Genomic DNA, 19,995 nt, shown 5'->3' on the forward strand with positions numbered 1-19,995 from the left:
CCACACGCTGAAGATCGAATGGACGAAGCTCTCCGACCTCAGCTCCGACGACTTCCTCTGGTAGCAGGAGCCTTTGCAGAAAGGGCAGGTCATTGCACGTTCGGTTTTGTGCCCGTCAAAGGCGCACCCAGAGTTCATGAGCTTCGATCAGTTCTGCGGGCTTGATGGTCTCACGGCGAAACAGCCTGACAAGGCGTGAGGATCAGCACCATCGTGAGGGCTGCAGAGATCGCATCGTCCCGTGGCAGCCCTCGGCACATCGATGCTGTCCGGAGCGGTTACATCATCATCAAAGCTGTCAGGCTTCGTCAATTCATGTCGCTGCCGTGCTCCCGGTAGCAGGCCACGGATGATCCTGAACATCCGGCCTTCGCTGCTTTCAAATCCCAGACGATTGGTGCAGAGCCCTCTTGTCTGCATCAGCTCGGCGGTAAAATGACCGACCCCCCTCAATCTTTGAAGCCAACGCGAGGACCGGCCGGGAACGCGCAAGCGCCCTCGAACGGGCTGTTCCGCATGGTCCGAACAGTGGTCGCGCTGATCCTGCGCGAGATCGCAACGACCTACGGGCGCTCTCCGGGCGGTTATATCTGGGCACTGGCGGATCCAATTCTGGGGGTCGCGCTGCTGACACTGGTCTTCCAATACGCGCTTGGAAACACCAGCCCCCCGATAGGATCCAGTTTCCCGCTGTTCTATGCCTCGGGTTACATTCCCTTTGTGATGTATAACGATATAAACAATAAAATGGCACAGAGCCTACGGTACTCGCGTCCGCTGTTGGCCTATCCGGCAGTTACCTTTATCGATGCGCTGATTGCACGGCTGATCCTGAACAGTATGCTACATGTCGTAGTCTTCATTGTCATCGTTAGTGGGATTGCCATTATTCAAGGCATCCCGATGGTGCTGGACGTCAGTGTCGTGTTACATGCGTTGGCGCTTACAGCGCTCTTGGGTGCGGGCATCGGCACGTTGAACTGCTTTCTGGTAATGCGCTTCCCGGTGTGGGAACGGGCTTGGTCGATTTTAAACAGGCCGCTATTCCTGATGTCAGGCATTTTTTTCACCTACGAGTTGATGCCGAAGATCGTGAAAGACGTGCTGTGGTGGAATCCGATTCTACATCTCGTCGGGCTGATGCGGCACGGCATATATGGCGTCTATCGGGCTGACTACGTCAGTGAGGGTTATATCCTTACCGTCTCCCTAATCACGATTTTATCTGGGTTGCTGCTGCTGTGGCGGCGCTACCGCGCCTTGCTGGAACTTCACTGAAGCTTGCTCAAAGGAGAGCTACTTCAGCTTAGGTAATAATCGTCGAAATGATAAAGGAAAGAGGGAAAGAGAATGCGTTGATGGACGGCAGCCAAGATTTGGTGCCGCCATGATTTGAGTGTGGCAAGCCTGATCGCAAAAAATTCTTAGTAAGGGAGGCCCTGTGGAAACGTTTTTCCTTCCCGGGCAGATGTTAGATCCCGTCCTTGCCCTGATGGCGGCTACCAATGAGCCTGCAGGCCGTATCCCAGGCCGTATCCTTGGTTGAAGCGGATGATCATCTCAGCCGCAGGCGGCTTTCCCTTCTCGCCGAAAAGTGGCAAGCGAGCTCCGCATGGACGAAAGGTTGAGAATGCGGATCGAGGAAACCATCCTTCCACGGATGCTGATGCTGCCCCTGCGCGGCAAGAGGATGCGTGGGCTTAGCTTAGGTACATTATCCTCATGCAACTGATGACTGAATTTACTCGCCTTTACCGCCGCTATCTTTTTCTGCGTACCGCATGCCGGTCTTCTGGGATCCGCCTGGATCACGGCGGCAAGATTGTGGGCTATGTGGAGGAATGCGTCTTCACCCGCGACTGGGTGAGGCTGCGGGGCTGGTCGCTGTCTCATCGGTTGAGCCTCGAGATCGGCGATATGCGCCATCCGGTGCCCAGGCGCATCCAGCGCGGCGACGTGGTTGTGGCGATGGGCGCGCAAATGCTGGCGACCGACAACCAGCACGGGCGGGTCGGCTTCGATCTCAAGCTTCCGTGGACGCGCGGTGCCGTCAGACTGATTGCCGAGGACATGCCGGAGGGCGGATCATGGAGCCTGCCGGTGCCGGGCAAGGGCGCGATCCGCTCCGCCCGTCGCCGCACCCGAGTGAAGTTCTTGCGCGATGTCCTGCGGGCAACCCCTATCGGCCTGCGCTATCTGCTGGGCGGACGCCGGCAGATCGATCGGGACTGCCTACGCGAGATCATGGGCTTTGATGACGAGCCGGCACGGGGACTTCCCCTTGATCCGGCCTTCCTGGCGCCCGATTGCGCGCAGGACTGCCGCTACCCCGCGACGACGATTATCATGCCAGTCTACAACGCCTTCGAGCTGCTGACCGAGGCCTTGGAGCGGGTCCACCTCCACACCGACGTGCCTTGGCATCTGGTCTTGATCGAGGATGCCTCTCCGGATGAACGGGTTCGGCCTTGGCTGCGGGATTGGGCGGCGAAGCGAGCGGACCGCGTGACCCTGCTGCTGAACGACCGAAACTTGGGCTTCATCGGCAGCGTCAACCGTGGCCTGCAAGCCGCCGCAGGGCGTGGCGGGCCGGTGATCCTACTGAATAGTGATGCCCTAGTGCCCGCAGCTTGGGCCTCACGCTTGCTGCGACCGATGCTAGAGGACGACCGCGTAGCCAGCGTCACGCCAATGTCGAACGACGCCACCATCCTGACTGTGCCCTGGATCGCCGGTCGCATTACGCTGCCAGCCGCCGCCGCCGACGGGATCGACGCAGCGGCGCGGCGCTTGTCCCCGCGGGCCCGGGCGCAGATTCCGACCGGAGTCGGCTTCTGCATGGCGATGAGCCGCCGCGCACTGGACCGGGTGCCCGCGCTCGATTCCGCCTTCGGCCGCGGCTACGGCGAAGAAGTGGACTGGTGCCGCAAGGCCGCAGCAGCCGGAATGATCCACCTCGGCATCGGCAATCTTTTCGTCGAGCATCGCGGCGGAGAGTCCTTTGGCAGTGCCGCCAAGGCCGAGGCGCTGGAAAGCTCGGCCCGGATCATCAGCGCCCGCTATCCCGCGTTCGACGACGAGGTGCGCCACTTCATCGACACGGACCCGCTGCTGACGGCACGTCTGGCCCTTGCCCTGACCTGGGCGGCCCAGATGGACCCCGACCCGATCCATGTCTATCTGGGCCACTCGCTAGGAGGCGGGGCCGAGCACTGGCTGGCCGCACGCATCGCCGAGCGGGCCCGCGAGAGGAGGCCAACGATTGTTCTCCGAGTCGGCGGAGAGCGACGCTTTGCCGTCGAGCTGCATGCCGAAGGGGCCGTCCTGTCAGGCGAAACGGACGAGATCTGGCTTGTCCGGCAGCTGATCCTGACGATGCCGCGGCGGCGGATCGTCTATTCTTGTGGTGTCGGCGACGAGCGCCCGTGGGAGCTGCCGCGCCTGCTCTGCGATCTTTCCGGCGACGAGGATGCGGCGCTCGAGGTCTTGTTTCACGACTATTTCCCTCTCAGCCCCTCGCTGAATCTCCTGAACGCGGACGGCAGCTACACCGGAGTGCCGCCGACGCATTCGACGGACCCGGCGCATCAGATATCGTCTGCGGATGTCCATGTTCCCCTGAGGTCATGGAGAGAACACTGGGGCGCGGCTGTGGCCCGGGCGGAACAGCTGACCGTCTTCTCGAACAGCAGCTTGGAAATCGTCGGGAGCGTCTGGCCCGCGGCCCGCGGCAAGATCGTCTGCCAGCCTCATGAAGTGCTTTTCGGTATGCCGACTATGCCAATGGTTGAAGATGAGAGACAGGGCGTCATCGGGGTTCTCGGAGCAATCGGGGCGGTCAAGGGGGCGCAGATCGTGTCGGATCTGGCCTATCACCTGGAGCGTCAACGCGATGCCCCGAAGCTGGTGATCGTGGGAGAGTTCGACCACAGCTTTCCCCTGCCGCCTTCGGTCAAGGTTACCGGACGATATGATCCGACAATCCTGCCGAAGATGCTTTCGTCTTACGGCATCACGGCATGGCTGATGCCCTCAGTTTGGCCCGAGACCTTTTCCTTCACCACCCGCGAGATGCTGGCGACCGGCCTGCCGGTGATGGCATTCGACCTTGGCGCGCAGGCAGAAGCGGTGCGCGCCGCCGCAAACGGCCACATCGTCGAGCCCGATCCCGCAGCGATACATGACTGCTACCAGTCTCTTAACAGCCGGCGTAAGACCTGACGTAGCTGGAGTGATGAAGACCCGGAGAGGTGCCCGGTGGCGTTACGCTCGGGGCGATACCAAGGTTGCCTGCAAGTGCGCAGGCTACTACGACAACGCGGCGAACGGTTGGTGAGTTTGAAGCCTCGGCAGCAAAGATGCCGAACTTCTTCAAATTGAAGAGTGAATCAGTAAATGAATGCTGGAATATTCGATCCTGAAGCGGATCAAAAAAGATACGAACGATTTATTCAGGCAGAAGCCCCAACTAAAATTTACTCGATATTGTTCACCCCGAGAAGTGGCAGTAGTTGGCTAACAAGTATACTCACCGAGACTAAGGCCATGGGGACTCCAGAAGAATGGTTTAACCCTCAGCTAATGCCATCGAGTACGCGCTCGAAAGGGGCGAGGAGCCTAGACCAGTTTATTGAGGCAATCAGTCGTCATAGAATTCATGGGGGGATTTTTGGATTTGAAATCACATTCCATCAGCTTTCCGCTGTGTTCGGAAGTTGTGGCAACTTTATGTCTCGCTTTTCTGATGCAACCTTCTTTTGGCTCATACGGCGAGATATTGTATCCCAAGGCGTTTCATTGGATAAGATGGTGCAAACCAATATCAGCCATGCGCCTAATATTGACGCAAGTGAAATTGGAAGCCGAGACGATCATTACATCTACGATTCCGGCCGTATCAAGAAATGGATCAAGCACATTCGTGCCGCTGAAATTGAGACGGAGAAAATGATATCTGAATATGGTCTCCGTCCGACACGCTTGTCCTATGAAGGAATGGTATCTATGGGAGCGCAAGAGGTCGTAGGCATCTTTGCGTCTCAGTTAGAAGTAAATCTTCCGACCCTAGGAGATATTTCATCTGGGCATCGTAAGATTGCAACGAACAAGAATGATGAGTTCTCCAAAAGATTCTCTGCCGAGAACCAAGGCTTTTTAAAGGAAATCAATGCCGCAAGAGCTGAGATGCTATCTCAGCATGAATGATCGTTCAAGGAGGTTGGAATCTGAAAAATGTAGGTATCTTCTGAGAGAATACGGCACATTATCTACGCGGAAGCGTGACCGAAAAGTAATTCACCACTATCACCTTCGCGCCATATCTTCTAGTTTCCTCCGTGAATACAGACGGGCTTCCTCACTCATCCTCATCATCTGATTGCGAGCAAGGGAAAGTGCCATAACTGCTTCTGCAGCGGCTTCCGTATTGTCTGCAGGAACGACAAAACCTGTCTTTCCCGAGGTAATGAAGGTTGGAGGTGTGCCGCGATCATAGCATATCACAGGTCGACCTGCCGCCATGGATTCCAAAGCAGTGCGCCCGAAGGACTCTGCTACCCGGGAGAGGATCAAAACGGCATCACATTGCTTCATTGCTTCCACTGCATCAGGGGCATAGCCTGCATGCTCGACATTCTCGGGCAACGGTCCGAGCGCATCAAGGTCCGGGGTAGAAGGCCCAATCAAAAGAAAACGGCAGCGACGGAAAGCGGATACCTGCTCTATCTCCTCTAAGCGCCTGACCTTACTCGCAATCTCGACAAGATCGGCTATCCCTTTCTTGGCTCTGTTACTGCTGACAAGGGCAAGACGGAGGCGTGGTTCCGGGCTGAAAGGCAGATTGAACAGTGCCGGGTCGATTGAATTCTGCCAGATCTCCGTTCGCTGGGGGCAGCCGATCCAGTCAGCTACGGCTTGAGAGTTGGCTATGAAACTGTCGGCCTCCGCCACGATACGGCGTCTCAGGCCAGCCGGCGTATCTCCAAGAAGTCGGCAAAGGTCCGGGTCCTGCGCAGGCAGCTCGCGGACATGGATCACGCACTGGCAACCCTCCTGCCGCGCCGCCAGGCTTGGAGCGTCAAGGACGATCGTGTTGACATGGACCTGCGCAGGGCGATAACGTCGGATCATTCCCCGGATGGCCTCAACGGTCTGTTCCGGCACAGGCCGGAAACGATGCCGCCATAATTGCGGAAGTATTTCGACAGAGACTGCTCTGTCTCGAACCTGCTGCAGGTACCACTCATTGACCGCTGAAGGCAGTACGACCACCGGATCAAAAGCGCAGCCCGAATAGCCACTGGCCAAACGCTCAAGGGTGATCAGGAGGCTTCGCTCGGCACCGAAAATCGTCCGCTCCGCTGCATGTGCGAACACCAAGGCAATCGGTCGGCGTGTACGCGTCAGGGCGCCTGAAAAGCATGGTGAAGAAGCAGGTTCGATATCGTTTTCAAGCTCTAGCAGGGGGATAGTATCCGAGTCTAACTCAGCCAGCTGCCGCCAAGCGGCATTCGCGAAGAGGGGCCCGGGATCACGGTCTTCACGTGCGCCATAATCAAGGTAGTGCCGGACTGGATCAACGTCCGCTTTGAGAACATCCGGATAGCAGCGAAGATACCAACCCCCATCGAAGTAGGGCGAGGTCGCCACTTTACCGTAGTCATCGGGAGGATCGAAAGGATCGGCCGGACTTGCCTCGACTGGAACTGAAAAGGGCCGGCGCCGTGGGCAGCTTTCCAGGTAGAGCGCACGGGCGCGTGCTTCGATACAACTCTGATCGGGAAGTTCCGCGATGCGGCGGCGATGCAAGTCGTCGGCAGCATTCAGGTATTGCCGCCGTGCTCCTGCAAACTGAGTTGCCAGATGAGTGGTGGTCTGCAGGGTAAGGGATCTGCTGCTGGTCCGTGCAAAGCTCAATGGAACACCTGGGTGTACATCGGCAATGGTATCTGCGCCAAAGGCTAGGCGAACTCGGTGATAGTATTCAGTGTCCGCACCCATTCGAACGCGGTCCCAGAACCCCAATAGGTCACGCACCTCTGCCCGCAGCATCAAGGATGAGGTGTTGCGGTAAACCCAACCTTCCTCCATCCGCCACACCGACATGCGCAAACCATCATCTGCACGGAGCATGTGCGAAAACGTAGCCCACAGCTCCGGTCGTTCAAGCAATGGTCTTACCTGCTGCTCGATCTTTTGCGGATGTGACCAATCATCGGCATCGTGGACGGTATAGAAAGCCCCAGACGCTACCATGAGCCCTGCGTTCCGAGAAACATAGGCTCCTTTGTTCGATGATTGCCGTATCAGCCGGATTCTTAAATCCCGGCGCGCCTCCTCTTCGGCAATCATTGCAGTATCGTCGGTGCTGCAGTCATCCACGACAATAATCTCGAGGTTTCGCCAGCTTTGCGCTATCAAGCTGCGCAAACAAGTTCGCAGCGTCTGCTCAGCATTGTAAACTGGAACGATAATGCTGACCGTGGGACCATCGGCCACCTCGGCCGGGGCCCACGTCGTGCATAGCCTGTCAAAAAGAGTGTCACCTGAGGCAGCCAAGCAAATTGGCTTCAATCCAGTTCCGGAATACAGAGCTGCTAAACAGCCAGAAACAACTTCTTCATTAGCCCTTTCGGCAAGCGCGATTTCCATGCTTGCAGCAGCAAGATTGCCATTGGCCGGAAATCTGGTGCGCGCTTCCCCAAGCCAGCATCGGGCTGCGTCAAAATCCCCCAGCCGGGCTGCGGCCTGAATGGCGAGAAGCCAAGGTCCCGGATGAGAAATGACCTGCATCTCCGAAGGCACGTCACAGAACTTGCGGATCGTGCCCAGTGCCGTGTGCCATTTGCCCTTGGAAGCTGCATGACGCGCAAAAGTCCACCCAGCTGCCGCACGCTCCCTGGGCTTCCTGCTACGCAGCAGCAATCGTAGTTCGGCTTCGGCTTCGCGTGCAAACCCTCGCCAGAGGATATGGTCAAGTTCCAACGCACGCACAGGTGCACCCAACCGTCCTTCGCGATGTCCATACCGGACGTAGTGCTCCCATGGGTCTAGCCCAGCCGCGCGGACATCTCCATTCACGTCAAGATACCAAGCACCGTCGAACTCTTCTTCCGACAGCGGCAGGTCAGGTTGGACCGAATTCATTATCCGCTCCTCATACAATACCTATTCACTCGTAGGATTATCTATCAACGGAATGTCGCGTTGGTACCGGGCATAAAAGCCGTCCTTCGTGGCGGCCATACATCAGGTAGTGAGATAGTGCTGGATAGCCCGCAGCAGCAACGTCAGGATTGGCTCGATAGTAGGTTGAGGTACTGAAATCAGGACCCGGATCATGGCCTTGGAACGCCCCTACTTGCAGATAGTAGATGGCAGATAAGGAAGAGCTGCAGCACTCAGGGTGACGCCGAGCATACCAGACTGCGTCAAAGTAGCAGCTGCTTTCCAGCAACCTAACCTGCCGTTTAAGTGCAGGGCGGAGGTGCAGGAGCAGCCATAGACAACAGGCGGCAAACACCCTACGGCACCGTGCGACAGGCCGTGCCTCAATCCGGTGGCGGAGGACCAGAATTTCAGCATCGCGTTCGGCAAGCTGGTCCTCCAAGGCAAGTATCTCCGCCCGCAGGAAAGACTGCAGAGCATGATCCAGCCCCTGGCTTGGTCTGGTTTCTAGCGAGCCGGGAATTTCGCGTGACATAATGGCATGAACGACCTAGCTCCCCGATTGTCAACCGCTGAAACCACCTTTTATTCTCACCGTAGCGGCCTCAATCTTGTCAGGGCAAACTCTTCAATCTTCGACTCGCAATACGAAACTCCGCCCTCTGTATTTCTCCTTAACGAGCAGATTACCCTAAATTATTTCCCGCGACCTACTCAGCGCTTGAAGCGCTATCTGAGGTGACTACCAGTAGCGGGTCCAGACTCATGGACGGTCAAACCCAAGAGATGACGGTCGACTGAAAGACCTTACGCATCCGTCCTAGCAGGTTGCGAGCCGGTGCGAGTCCTCCAGTCGTCGAACATTATCTCGCCTCGGTTGCGATGCTTGCCATGCCGAACAGGCTTGCCATGAAGCTTCGGGAGAAAAGGTTCAAAACGCGCGACCTACAGGGCGGTCACCCAGAAGAATACCCTGCTTCGCCGCTCGCAAGGTGTAGGACGTGGTCGGAAAAGAATGCATTCTAAAAGATTTGAATCGAAACCCGTTCGATAACAAATTATTGCGGAGCGAAGACCTCAAGCAGAGCCTCCTCGCAAGCTATGCCGTCATCCTTATCGCCCTCTATTCCCTCAGGTGATTCGATCTGAGCAGCGTGCTTTGTCTTCAAGGAAACATCCTTAAACCCGTGCTCCCGAAGAAATGTCATCATAATAATTTCCACACCGGCGGAGTTGACACTACGCATATTTGCATCAAAGAATATACCCCGGGAGGTAGGCGCGGTTACGATCCCAAACGACGTAAAATAAGCAGCACCTTCCAAAACCATTTTCCATTGAGGCGCCGAGAGGTTCGCTCTTCTGCATTCTGCCATATGCTTGGTCGTTTACAGTAGCGGCTGCTCAAAGTAAGGCGAGAGGTACATCGGCGGCACCGTCAAGAGTTGCCGCTTGATCAAGTGTCTTGATCTTCTAAGATTTCAACGGATGCGGTAATCCATAATTCGTGGGCTGGCCATCGATTGTGACATGACTGAACAGATCCATGATCATGGGAAGGTCACTCAGAATCACCTGGCCGGGAAGAACTTCAAATACAGCCATCCGGCCGACCATTTCGACTGGCTTCACGAAGCTTTCGATGCCGTGGTAAGATAAACGATCCAAATAATCGTCGAACAAAACTATCACAGGCTTGGCAGTTAAAGCAAATGTCGCCACGGCGCACGCCGGGCGAAATCTCCCGTCGATCAGTACGACATCAGGCTGCCGAAAATAAGGGCTGGTCCAGATGGATAAGGGATATCGATGGAAGTGCCGCCACATCGTCTCATTCTTCGGACGTCCCCACTCTCCGGTTTCACCAATATCAACATAGTGCAAAATCGCCTGAGACGGCAAATCTGGATTGTCCGTAACTTGCTGCAGCCGTTGCGCCCAGCGTCTGTCGCTCTCAACGCTAAAGACCAACTTGTCTTTCATGCGGGCAGCCAACATCGTGGATCCCCCCGATCCATATTCTAAAATAATGTTGGCTTTGCTGTATTCCTCGCGTAGACGCTCGCTTTCAAGCCTCGGAAACGAGAGTTGTGGCCAGTCGTCCGTTTTCATATCAAACCCAAGTCAATCATCAACGTCGTTAGGCCCTCGGTTCGTAGGAGCCGGTACAAGTTACATTGTTCGTCCAAGAATAAGGCCATATCTGATATAGTGATGCAAGGGATCCATCCCTGAAAGGGTTACATCTGGGTATCGGGCCACGTATTGTTCCGCATCGAATCTCGGGCTCAAAGCTCCGCTTGCTATAAGGCTCGCGATCTCCGCCTCGACGCGGCGAGCATTCCTCAATTCGAGTAACGCGGAGGCTTTGTTGCTGCACTCCAGAAAGGGTGTGTTTCGGCCTCTCCGACGCAAATCATCCTGCGCAGCCTCACTGATTGCGGCTTTTAGCTCGCTGATGCCATGAACGGCCGATTCCTTCTGCTCCGCCGACAGAGTTGATGTCATGTTCGAACCGTGCATGCGCCGCAGTAACGCAAATCGGCCGGTGTGCGTTAGCTGTAGCCCTAGGAACGTCAACCGCAGCAGCAACGCGTAGTCAATGCCAGCATTGCGAGTCTCATCATAACGGAACACCTGGAATATATTTTTTTCGACCATCAGCCCGGCATGGACAATAACTTTCCCGGTTGCGAACATGGCCGCCATGCTATGCTGTTTGCCGGGGTTGAGAGCGATAATCTCGCCGCTTTCGTCATCGAAATCGATCCACCCGCCATAGCTCCCGTGCGCCGTACCTCCATTGATGGCGCTCAAGTGATCCTCAACGCGAGTCGAAACCATCAGGTCGTCGTCATCCATGATAACGACATAGCGACCTACCGCGTTGTCAATGCCAATATTGCGAGCGGCTGCTGCCCCCTTCTTGGGGGTGAACAAATAGCGGAATCGATGGTCACGCATCGAGCCGACGATCGGCTCCGCCTCCCGTGTTCCACCATTTTCTACAACAATCACCTCAAAGTTGGAGAAGGACTGCCGCTTGACAGACTCTAAGCACGAACGCAAAAATTTTGCACGATTATAGGTCGGAATGATGATAGATACCGGCGGCACTGTAGATCCGAAAACCTTGTGACGGTTACGCATAGGCGTATGATCATGATCTAGGATGCGCTGGTTTTCAGCCAGCAGTGCGCGACCCTCATCTGTTTCATTGGCCTTTTTCTGACTCGATTCGTGCCAGATGTGGTAAATTCCAACATCCCGCTGAGAGATCCAGCGCCGTGGCATGCGATTTAAATGAAAGCGCTTTGCGAAGTCGGTGTCCTCTTTGCCCCATAGTTCCATGCGTTCTTCATAGCCATTTAGCCGATCGAAAGCTGCGCGTGTAAATGCGGCCATGCCGCCCATTCCCCACCTCGGACGTAGGGTACTTACGTCGTGTACCTGGCTAAAATCGATGCGGCCGTGATCGCGTATGATTTTATTTACAGCGTCAACATCAAGACTCTTGGGTAGATCGCGACACTGAATCAAATAGAGTGCATCAGGGTTGGCCGTCGTCTTTTCTACAACGGCCCGATATGATTCTGGGGAAAAGAATATATCAGCGTCCGTTGTGATAATAACATCGCCGGATGCGACTGCGATCCCCGCATTCAAGGCGGCTGATCGGTTCCAGTTCAGATGACTACTTTCCGTTCGGACTACGATGCCGCCGACTTGCTTGACCGCTGCGCGGATCATGTCAGAATTGTTCGATCCGTAATCCGACACGATAACTTCAATGTCGTGGTCTACGCAGTGCGCGAGGTGCAGCCGTACGTTCGTTAGGAGGCGATCAAGACCCCAGTCGCGGAACCCAATAACAACGCTGATTTTCTTCATATTCTTTACTACCGAGCCACAGCTATGCCGCTATCAACGATGATTTGCCGAATTGGACTGGAGTTCAGATAGCCATCTGGATCTAGGAGTGTTGTTGCACCGACCAATTCGAAAGCTATAATTGTCTTTATAGCGTGAAGAACGATGCGTGGCTCTCTGCTAGCCATAGAACAAAATAGCGGGATCGACGAAATAAAGCTTATTCGCTCTCGTTCTTCCCCTTCGCAAAATTTAATTTCAAAGCCTAAATTCGTGTCGCTCACGGCGATATCGGCCCGACAATCAGTGTCGGCTATCTCAGTGATTTGTTGAGTCCGGGGCGACATGCTAGGTAGAATTGCGCGATCTACGTGACTTATTGGATGGCACATGAACGGTAAACTTCCGAAATGATTCTGAAAAATGGCGGCCTGATAAGCGGGTACTTCGGCGCCTTCTAAGATCAGGCTGTCTGAAATAAGATCTCGCGCCATCAAGAAGCAGAGCAAACTTAGCATCCCGTCACGGAGCCTGTGCAAATTATGCCCCGTCAGGAAAACGGACGACATAGGGGGAATTGCATCGCCGATGTTTGGCTCGAAGGTAAAATCGATTCGCTTTGAACTCTGTCTGTTGATTTTAACTTTCATGACTCAGGTAGCCTTATTGCTGTAGTGCCGCGCGCATTGACTCCCAAGCGAAAGCGTGGCGGATGATCGTTTCGATGCTGTTGTATCTCGGTTTCCAGTCTAGCAAGGTCATCAAACGAGTTGGGTCAGCAATTACTTGGGGCAGGTCACCGGGGCGCCTGTCTGCTAGGAGTAGCTGTAGCGTTGTGCCACTGACAGATTGAACCACGTCGACAACTTGCTTTACACTATAGCCTTGACCATAGCCGCAGTTTAGAATCTGATTATCGCCCCCTGCAGATAAGTAGGCGTCTGCTTCGGAGTGAGCGCTAGCTAAATCAGAGACGTGAATAAAATCGCGCACTCCGGTACCGTCATGTGTTGGCCAGTCGGTACCATAGATCGTCATGTTCGGTCGTATTCCGCAAGCTGCTTCCAAGGCAAGCTTTATTAGATGCGTTGCATTTGGAGTTGCTTGTCCAGCCCGCCCTAAGGGGTCTGCGCCGGCAACGTTAAAATACCTAAGGATCACAAAGCTTAGGTTATTAGTAGCAGCAATATCTCGGATTATCTTTTCTGCTATTAGTTTCGTTGTCCCATAAGGAGAGGCGGGATCGAGGGGGCTCTCTTCATTCAGTGGCGTGCCATCCCCAATACCATAGACTGCAGCCGTTGAGGAAAAAATTATCCGATTGACACTGCTTTGCTTCATCGCGCGTAGCAATGAAATAGTCCCGCCAACGTTGTTTTCGTAGTAATCGAGCGGTTTCGCTACGGAGTCTGGCACTACGGTTGATGCGGCGCAATGAACAACAGCCTCTATCTGATGCGCTTGCATAGTACGTACCAAGGTGGCCGTATCTCGAATGTCAGTCCGCACGAATAGTGCGTTATTTGGTACCAGCTCAATCCGGCCGGTGCTAAGGTCGTCAACAATTACAACCTTGCGTCCCTGGTCAAGGAAATTTAGTGCGATGTGTGAGCCGATGTAGCCAGCTCCGCCTGTGATTAAAACAGCCATGGCTTGGCTCTCCGTAAATCTAAGATTCTCTTGTGACGAGGATAGTGGGCTTTGGCTTCCAGAGACCTGTCGGCTGTCACCCACCTTCCGTCATCAGAGGTGTTCTCTTGTTTGCAGATGAGGCCATACGATCTCGGGTGAAGATGTTCAAGTTCTCGGCGCTGCGCCATGGCGTCCGTGCTGGAGCAGAGGACGGGTCGGTTCGACAGCACTTCGTAACGAGGTCAGGGTGCTACCATGAAGGCTGTGTGCTAGTGAGACTACGTGAGGGACGTTCGGGGGGCTAGCTTCCTGAGCAGGCTCTGTTCGACACGTTGCTTTCTCTCCAACCTTCTATGCGAGCTTGCGGTTGATGTTCAGACAGCTTATCGCGCTCGAGGGTAGCAGGGAAACGGTGTGGGAGCAGCTGTCGCCCTGAGCCCAATTAATAACGAAGGGGGAAAAGGATGATGATGATAGAATCCTCCAGATCGCATGATCAGCTACCACAGCGCGCTGACACATTTTTTGCGTCAGCAACCAATGAAACTGTGTTCTGGCATCCCCGCTTCAGCAGCAATACTCCGATGATGCAGCATGTGCCCTTCCTGTTTTGGCTAGTGGGAGCTGTTCGCCCGCGCAACATTGCGGTGTTTGGCAGCCATGATGGGGTAGCCTTGTTTGCGCTATGTCAGGCAATGGACAAGCTAAACATACCTGGGCGTTGTCTTGGCATTGGGTTTTGGACCAATGACGAGATAGATGAGAGAGGTTTGGTACCTGCCGGTTTACGCGATCATGCCAGCCAGCTTTACGATGATCTCGTGCATTGGTGCTGCGACAGATCGGTACATGAGGCATTGGCTGAGATTGCGCCTGGCAGTCTCGATATTCTGTTCATTGATGCCAGTAATCTTCCTAGTGGCGAGTTTCCACTTGCGGAGGATTGGCTGAGGCCATTGCATCGGGACGGTATCATCGTGGTTTATGGCAAGCTAGCGTCTGCGGACAGTCCGGGCGGCGCTCTGGAAGCACTATCAGCTGGGCGGTCTATCATTCTTTTTCCCGATGAGCCCGGGTTGGCGGTTCTGCCGCTCACTGACGAACAGCCATCTAGGCTACGCGCCTTGCTGGAAATCAGCCACCAAGGTGTGCTACCAGGAGAAGTAAGGCTGTTCTTTCGCCGTCTCGGTCAAGGACATTTGGCCGTCGCTCAGAAGACCGAACTTTCAGGACAGAATCATAAGCTGACATTGTCGCTTAGTGCCATGCAGCATGAGCGCGATGAAATAGTAAATGTGGAGAAAGAGTTGCGCGATGCGTATGAGGCTCGCAGCCGCAAACTCGCTAATTTACAGGCAGAGCTTTTCGACGGGCGAAATGAGCTGACTCAGCTAAAGCTGCAGTTGGCTGATGCAAAGGCTACGGCGGAGGCTGTGCACGCTCAGATCAGCGAACTGCAGCAAGAGCTGGACGGGGCCCGTCAGTTAGCAACCGAGATCAGTGCTGAATTAGAGCGTGAGCGCGCAACCCGCTTCAATGAGACCGCGGCGCTGACTGCGCAGTTGGAGGCTGACCGCCAACAGCATGAAATGTCGCTGGCTGATGCAAAGGCTACGGCAGAAGTTGTGCAGGCTCAGATCAGCGACCTGCAGCAAGAGCTGGACGGGGCCCGTCAGTTAGCAACTGAGGTCAGTGCTGAATTAGAGCGTGAGCGCGCCACCCGCTTCAATGAGACCGCGGCGCTGACTGCGCAGTTGGAGGCTGACCGCCAACAGCATGAAATGTCGCTGGCTGATGCAAAGGCTACTGCAGAAGTTGTGCAGGCTCAGATCAGCGACCTGCAGCAAGAGCTGGGCGGGGCCCGTCAGTTAGCAACTGAGGTCAGTGCTGAATTAGTGCGTGAGCGCGCAACCAGATTTAATGAGACTGCGGCGCTGACTGCGCAATTAGAGGTGTTGCGTAACGCGAAAGAGGCTGAAGAGGCCTTTGCGGCGCGGTTGCAAGATGAAATTCAGAAGCTGAAGGCGCTGCTTAATGCTGAAGAGGCTGAAGAGGCCTTTGCAGCACGGTTGCAGGATGAAATCCAACGTCTAAAGGAAGAGAATATTGCGCTGTCTCAGCGAGTCGATGATTTGATGAACAGCACCTCTTGGAGGGTGACCGCGCCGATGCGGAAGGTGAGGTCTGCGCTCAGCCGCAATTGAGCGCAGACAGAACCACTAGATTACAGCCTCAGATCGGTTGCTGATTTGTCGAACACGGCTTTCATGTCAAACAGCACTCCGCCGGGTTTCAGCAACTTGCGTACTGACTCGACACCGAGTTGCACATATTCCTGATGTGCAACAGCTAGCACGACGGCATCATAGCTACCCGGCTGCGGCGTGGTCAGGCTCAAGCCATACTCATGCGACAGTTCTTCTGCATCAGCATGGGGATCGTCAACCTCAACTTCGATACCCCACTCGACGAGCGCCGAAGCCAGTTCCACTACCTTGGTATTGCGGATATCAGGGCAGTCTTCCTTAAAGGTCGCGCCCAAAATCATCACACGTGCGCCCTGCACTGGAAGATTCTTGCCGATCATCGCCCGTACCAGCCGACGCGCAACCTCGCGCGGCATGCCATCATTGATCTGGCGCGAGAGGCGGATGATGTCAGGAATATGCCCGGCCCTTACCGAACGGTGCAGCAGGTAATAGGGATCGACCCCAATGCAATGCCCTCCGACAAGACCTGGCTTGAGGCGCATGAAGTTCCACTTCGTCGATGCCGCATCAATCACGTCTGCCGTGTCTATCCCCAGACGCGAAAACACCATTGACAGTTCGTTGATCAGGGCGATGTTCACGTCGCGCTGAGTATTCTCGATCACCTTGGCGGCCTCTGCCACGCGGATCGAGCTGGCCTTGAACGTACCCGCCGGAATGATCGATGCATATAGACCATCCACAACATCAGCGATCTCAGGCGTGGAGCCAGAAGTGACCTTGACGATCTTTGTAAGTGGGCGCGACTTGTCGCCCGGATTGATCCTCTCGGGACTATATCCCGCAAAGAAGTCCTGATTGAATTTCAGTCCGGAGACCGATTCAACGACCGGGATGCAATCGTCTTCGGTTGCGCCTGGATAGACGGTCGACTCATAAATGACGATATCGCCTGCTGAAATGACTTGCCCCACAGTTCGTGATGCAGAGATTAGTGGCGTCAAGTCAGGCTGATGGTTGCTGTCGACCGGAGTTGGTACGGCGATAATGTAGACATTACAGGACCGGATATCGTCAAGGTCTGAGGAGTAAGACAGCCTAGGTGACACTTTAAGATCGTCAACTTCTCCAGTGCGGTCGGTTCCTGCGCGCAACTCGTTTACTCTCTGCGCGGAAATGTCAAAACCTACCGTATCGTAGTACTTGCCAAATTCAACAGCTAACGGCAAACCTACATAACCTAGGCCTATGACGGCAATACGCGCCTGAGATGGGTTCATTGTAAATTGTCCTGATCTGGAGCAGTTCATACACGCAGGCTTGGCATTGGCAGCGCTGCCTCGCTCTACATCCTTGGGCTCGCCTACTCAACCGGGAGAGTGTCTTTTCTTGCCCCCTCTGCACAGAAACCTCTGTGTGCGCGGGCCTGCGTCAAACAGGGGGGCACAACATTTATCCGGCCCAGCTTCAGGGACTATTCCGCTCAGGAGTCGTGCGACAGCCGGAGATTGCTGCAGCATTTGGCCCACGCCTCGTTGCGGTCTTGAAAAACTGTGGTCATGCGAGCACAGACTGAAACTCGCAGCACCTCACCGCATGTGATGAAGCTGATCCTGCCTGGTTGGCTCCCCTCCTTGGGATTTACCGCAGCATGGTGAACTCGAAGAAGCGTATTTATGTGGTTATGGACGAGCATCAGAGATGAAGCTTGGGCGGACCACGACACACCCATGACACCAGAGCACTGCACAGCAACCAAATCGGAAACATGGCTTGAAGCAGGTGAAATTATCCTTCTGTTTTGTGAACTGGAACTATGGCGTTGCCTCCTTGGTTCATCTGAGAATATATACCCTTGCTGTAAATCATTGTCGTTGCTGTGTTGTTCTGAGCGAAAACCAAAGGATAATAGGTATAATTGGCATGAGTGAAAGTGGGTATGGGTTGACTGATATGCTGGAAGAGATGGATGTCCAAAGCTTTAAGGAGCTCTTGAGCAAGGTCGATCGCGCCATTGTCAGCTACGAGTCCCGAAAGCGAAAGGAGGCCCTTTCTGCAGTGGAGCAGACAGCTAAGGAGTATGGATTCAAACTTTCGGAGCTGTTTGGAAAAAGGAAATTGAGTCGGAGCCGGAAATCGACTGGGGGACGTGCAAAGTACGTAAACCCCGAGAATACAGAGCAGACCTGGAGCGGCCGAGGCCGGCGCCCGCAATGGGTCAATGATGCCGTGGAAGCGGGCCGTACGCTGAGCGAAATGGCTTCATGAAGTAAAGAGGAGCGCGGCGCAGACTGCGCTCCCCCTGCTGAATTTACTTCCCAATCATGAATGAATTTTCCTCGGAGGCGCCGAGGTGAAATTCTTACTTCGGCTGCTTTACCAACTGGCAGCTCTGTTCTTGGTCAGGGTGACGCGTGGGCCATGGCCGGGTTTTTCCTGCATTAAGTAGTACCTGACTGTCGCTTGAGCGTCCGATAGACCGTAGGACGAGAGACGGAGAACAGCTCGGCCAGATCGCTGATGCTGTAGGTGCCGGTGTCGTGCATCCGTCTGAGCTCCTTCTGCTGGCGTTCCGAGAGCTTGGGCTGCTTGCCCCTGAGCCGGCCCTTGGCGCGGGCGAGGGCCATGCCTTCGCGGGTGCGCAGGCGAATCAGGTCGGCCTCGAACTCGGCGAATGTGGCCAGGATGTTGCAGAACATTCGGCCCATGGGGTCATGCGGGTCGTGGACGCTGGATCCGAGCTGCAGCTTCACCCCGCGGGACAGCAACTGGTCAGCGATAGCACGGGCGGCGGGGACCGAGCGCGCGAGACGGTCGAGCTTGGAGACCACAAGCGTGTCCCCTGCCCTGACCGCCGCCAGCGCCTGGTCGAGACCGGGCCGGGCGCGACTGGTCCCCGAGAGGCCATGGTCGACATAGACCCGGTCAGGAGCCACTCCGAGGGTCTCGAGCGCCGCCCGCTGCGCGGCGAGGTCCTGCTTGTCGGTCGAACAGCGGACATAGCCGATGAAGGTGCCGCTCATTTCGTCCGTTTTTCCTCCCCTGACTGAGACAAATATCGTACTAGTCATATGAGACGACCTTTCGCCTGCTTGGGCAAGGGTCCTTCATTGCGCTCGCGGCTGTCCGCTGGACGATCCCCTTTCGGACACGCCGGATGAGAGGTGTTGTTGTCTTGCGTGAGATCACTTGAGATCTGCATATTGCCTACATAATGACAGCACAGGCGCGATCATGGTTCAGCTTACTGTCAGAGGCGTCGACGATGAGATCGCAGCTGCTCTCAAGACGCGCGCGGCCCGTGCGGGGCGATCCGCCAAGGCGGAGCATCGCCGGATCCTCGAAGAGGCTCTTCGGCCCGCGAGCAAGGGAGACTTCTTCGAGGCCGCCCGCCGTCGCCGCATCAAACTACCCCCACACTTTCCGGACACTACGGAACTGCTGCGGCAGGATCGCGATCGTGACGAGGCATGAGCTTGACCCAGACTATGGGTGCCGGCCGCGTCATCGATGCGTTCGTGGCAATGAAATGGCTCGTCGATGAGGACGGGAGCGAAGCTGCCTTCACGTTGAGGGACAGGGATCTCGCGGCACCGGCGCTTTTGCAGATCGAGACCGCCAATGTTCTGCGCACGCTGGCTGCCCGTCAGTCGGCAACAGCAGACGAGGCTCTCGATCCCTTTGCCCTTCTCCAGAATGCGCCTGTCACCATTGTCGACCATGACGAGGCCCTGGAAAGGGGGGCGCTGCATCTGGGACTGGAGCTCGGCCATCCGGTCTATGACTGTTTCTACCTGGGGCTGGCCGAGCGGATGGATCGCTGCCTGATCACGGCGAACAACCGCTTCGCTCCACGCCTCATGCTGCAAGGGTGATCGCCTTAGAGGCGATCACATCCTGAGAAGTAACACGAATTTTCCGTCACGGGCGTGAAGGCTTTTCATCACCGAACGCCGTTCTGGCCATCCCGCTCTCCCGTTGGGTGCCCTTCGATCGGTTCAGCACTGGTAACGGAGAGCTCGCGACCGATCTACGAGGCGTTGAGCCGGCGCACGCCCGCCGGAATCAGGCGGTGATCACTCGACTGTCACCGACTTGGCGAGGTTGCGGGGCTGGT

At 55.6% G+C, this 19,995-nt stretch carries 14 protein-coding genes; 7 read left to right on the forward strand and 7 right to left on the reverse strand.

The window, feature by feature from the left end:
• The first annotated feature begins 435 nt into the window (after positions 1-435).
• From ACFFII_RS17190 to ACFFII_RS17200, 3 genes are all read left to right on the forward strand, one after another.
• Positions 436-1,278 (forward strand): ABC transporter permease, encoded by an 843-nt coding sequence (locus ACFFII_RS17190; protein WP_377700100.1) that lies wholly within the window; start codon positions 436-438, stop codon positions 1,276-1,278.
• A gap of 444 nt (positions 1,279-1,722) precedes the next feature.
• A complete protein-coding gene (locus ACFFII_RS17195) occupies positions 1,723-4,221 on the forward strand; it encodes a glycosyltransferase (protein WP_377700101.1) in 2,499 nt (832 codons plus the stop codon).
• A gap of 174 nt (positions 4,222-4,395) precedes the next feature.
• Positions 4,396-5,205 carry a Stf0 family sulfotransferase gene (locus ACFFII_RS17200; RefSeq protein WP_377700102.1) on the forward strand — a complete coding sequence of 270 codons (810 nt, stop codon included), beginning with the start codon at positions 4,396-4,398 and terminating at the stop codon, positions 5,203-5,205.
• A gap of 99 nt (positions 5,206-5,304) precedes the next feature.
• Here the strand turns inward: ACFFII_RS17200 and ACFFII_RS17205 are convergent, their stop codons facing one another.
• From ACFFII_RS17205 to galE, 5 genes are all read right to left on the reverse strand, one after another.
• Positions 5,305-8,145: a glycosyltransferase gene (locus tag ACFFII_RS17205; protein WP_377700103.1), complete on the reverse strand. Its 2,841-nt coding sequence runs from the start codon at positions 8,143-8,145 to the stop codon at positions 5,305-5,307.
• A 1,494-nt stretch (positions 8,146-9,639) separates the two neighbouring features.
• Positions 9,640-10,278, reverse strand: a complete 639-nt coding sequence (locus ACFFII_RS17210) for a hypothetical protein (RefSeq protein ID WP_377700104.1) — start codon at positions 10,276-10,278, stop codon at positions 9,640-9,642.
• Between the two features lie 60 nt (positions 10,279-10,338).
• Complete coding sequence (locus ACFFII_RS17215; protein WP_377700105.1) at positions 10,339-12,057, reverse strand: glycosyltransferase family 2 protein; 1,719 nt, start codon at positions 12,055-12,057, stop codon at positions 10,339-10,341.
• Between the two features lie 8 nt (positions 12,058-12,065).
• Complete coding sequence (locus ACFFII_RS17220) at positions 12,066-12,686, reverse strand: hypothetical protein (RefSeq protein WP_377700106.1); 621 nt, start codon at positions 12,684-12,686, stop codon at positions 12,066-12,068.
• Between the two features lie 13 nt (positions 12,687-12,699).
• Positions 12,700-13,686: a UDP-glucose 4-epimerase GalE gene (galE, locus tag ACFFII_RS17225; RefSeq protein ID WP_377700107.1), complete on the reverse strand. Its 987-nt coding sequence runs from the start codon at positions 13,684-13,686 to the stop codon at positions 12,700-12,702.
• Between the two features lie 446 nt (positions 13,687-14,132).
• On the opposite strand from galE, the gene ACFFII_RS17230 reads away from it, so the two are divergent.
• Positions 14,133-15,872 (forward strand): class I SAM-dependent methyltransferase, encoded by a 1,740-nt coding sequence (locus ACFFII_RS17230; protein WP_377700108.1) that lies wholly within the window; start codon positions 14,133-14,135, stop codon positions 15,870-15,872.
• A 20-nt stretch (positions 15,873-15,892) separates the two neighbouring features.
• Here ACFFII_RS17230 and ACFFII_RS17235 read toward each other — a convergent pair whose 3' ends face one another.
• Positions 15,893-17,158: a nucleotide sugar dehydrogenase gene (locus ACFFII_RS17235; RefSeq protein ID WP_377700109.1), complete on the reverse strand. Its 1,266-nt coding sequence runs from the start codon at positions 17,156-17,158 to the stop codon at positions 15,893-15,895.
• A 502-nt stretch (positions 17,159-17,660) separates the two neighbouring features.
• On the opposite strand from ACFFII_RS17235, the gene ACFFII_RS17240 reads away from it, so the two are divergent.
• Positions 17,661-18,146 (forward strand): H-NS histone family protein, encoded by a 486-nt coding sequence (locus tag ACFFII_RS17240; protein WP_377700113.1) that lies wholly within the window; start codon positions 17,661-17,663, stop codon positions 18,144-18,146.
• Positions 18,147-18,319: 173 nt separating this feature from the next.
• Here the strand turns inward: ACFFII_RS17240 and ACFFII_RS17245 are convergent, their stop codons facing one another.
• A complete protein-coding gene (locus tag ACFFII_RS17245; RefSeq protein WP_377700110.1) occupies positions 18,320-18,901 on the reverse strand; it encodes a recombinase family protein in 582 nt (193 codons plus the stop codon).
• Between the two features lie 211 nt (positions 18,902-19,112).
• Between ACFFII_RS17245 and ACFFII_RS17250 the strand changes: the two genes are divergently transcribed.
• Positions 19,113-19,352: a FitA-like ribbon-helix-helix domain-containing protein gene (locus ACFFII_RS17250; protein ID WP_377700111.1), complete on the forward strand. Its 240-nt coding sequence runs from the start codon at positions 19,113-19,115 to the stop codon at positions 19,350-19,352.
• Between the two features lie 2 nt (positions 19,353-19,354).
• Positions 19,355-19,753 (forward strand): type II toxin-antitoxin system VapC family toxin, encoded by a 399-nt coding sequence (locus ACFFII_RS17255; protein WP_377700112.1) that lies wholly within the window; start codon positions 19,355-19,357, stop codon positions 19,751-19,753.
• Positions 19,754-19,995: the final 242 nt, after the last annotated feature.

The organism is Paracoccus niistensis (assembly GCF_042432925.1).
In the GTDB taxonomy this organism is placed as follows: domain Bacteria; phylum Pseudomonadota; class Alphaproteobacteria; order Rhodobacterales; family Rhodobacteraceae; genus Paracoccus; species Paracoccus niistensis.

Excerpts from the sequence above, each read along its gene's own strand:
- ACFFII_RS17195 (WP_377700101.1), top strand. The coding sequence starts at position 1,723 with ATGCAACTGATGACTGAATTTACTCGCCTTTACCGCCGCTATCTTTTT.
- galE (WP_377700107.1), bottom strand. The coding sequence starts at position 13,686 with ATGGCTGTTTTAATCACAGGCGGAGCTGGCTACATCGGCTCACACATC.
- ACFFII_RS17245 (WP_377700110.1), bottom strand. The coding sequence starts at position 18,901 with ATGAGCGGCACCTTCATCGGCTATGTCCGCTGTTCGACCGACAAGCAG.
- ACFFII_RS17235 (WP_377700109.1), bottom strand. The coding sequence starts at position 17,158 with ATGAACCCATCTCAGGCGCGTATTGCCGTCATAGGCCTAGGTTATGTA.
- ACFFII_RS17250 (WP_377700111.1), top strand. The coding sequence starts at position 19,113 with ATGGTTCAGCTTACTGTCAGAGGCGTCGACGATGAGATCGCAGCTGCT.
- ACFFII_RS17215 (WP_377700105.1), bottom strand. The coding sequence starts at position 12,057 with ATGAAGAAAATCAGCGTTGTTATTGGGTTCCGCGACTGGGGTCTTGAT.
- ACFFII_RS17205 (WP_377700103.1), bottom strand. The coding sequence starts at position 8,145 with ATGAATTCGGTCCAACCTGACCTGCCGCTGTCGGAAGAAGAGTTCGAC.
- ACFFII_RS17200 (WP_377700102.1), top strand. The coding sequence starts at position 4,396 with ATGAATGCTGGAATATTCGATCCTGAAGCGGATCAAAAAAGATACGAA.
- ACFFII_RS17230 (WP_377700108.1), top strand. The coding sequence starts at position 14,133 with ATGATGATGATAGAATCCTCCAGATCGCATGATCAGCTACCACAGCGC.
- ACFFII_RS17190 (WP_377700100.1), top strand. The coding sequence starts at position 436 with ATGACCGACCCCCCTCAATCTTTGAAGCCAACGCGAGGACCGGCCGGG.
- ACFFII_RS17210 (WP_377700104.1), bottom strand. The coding sequence starts at position 10,278 with ATGAAAACGGACGACTGGCCACAACTCTCGTTTCCGAGGCTTGAAAGC.
- ACFFII_RS17220 (WP_377700106.1), bottom strand. The coding sequence starts at position 12,686 with ATGAAAGTTAAAATCAACAGACAGAGTTCAAAGCGAATCGATTTTACC.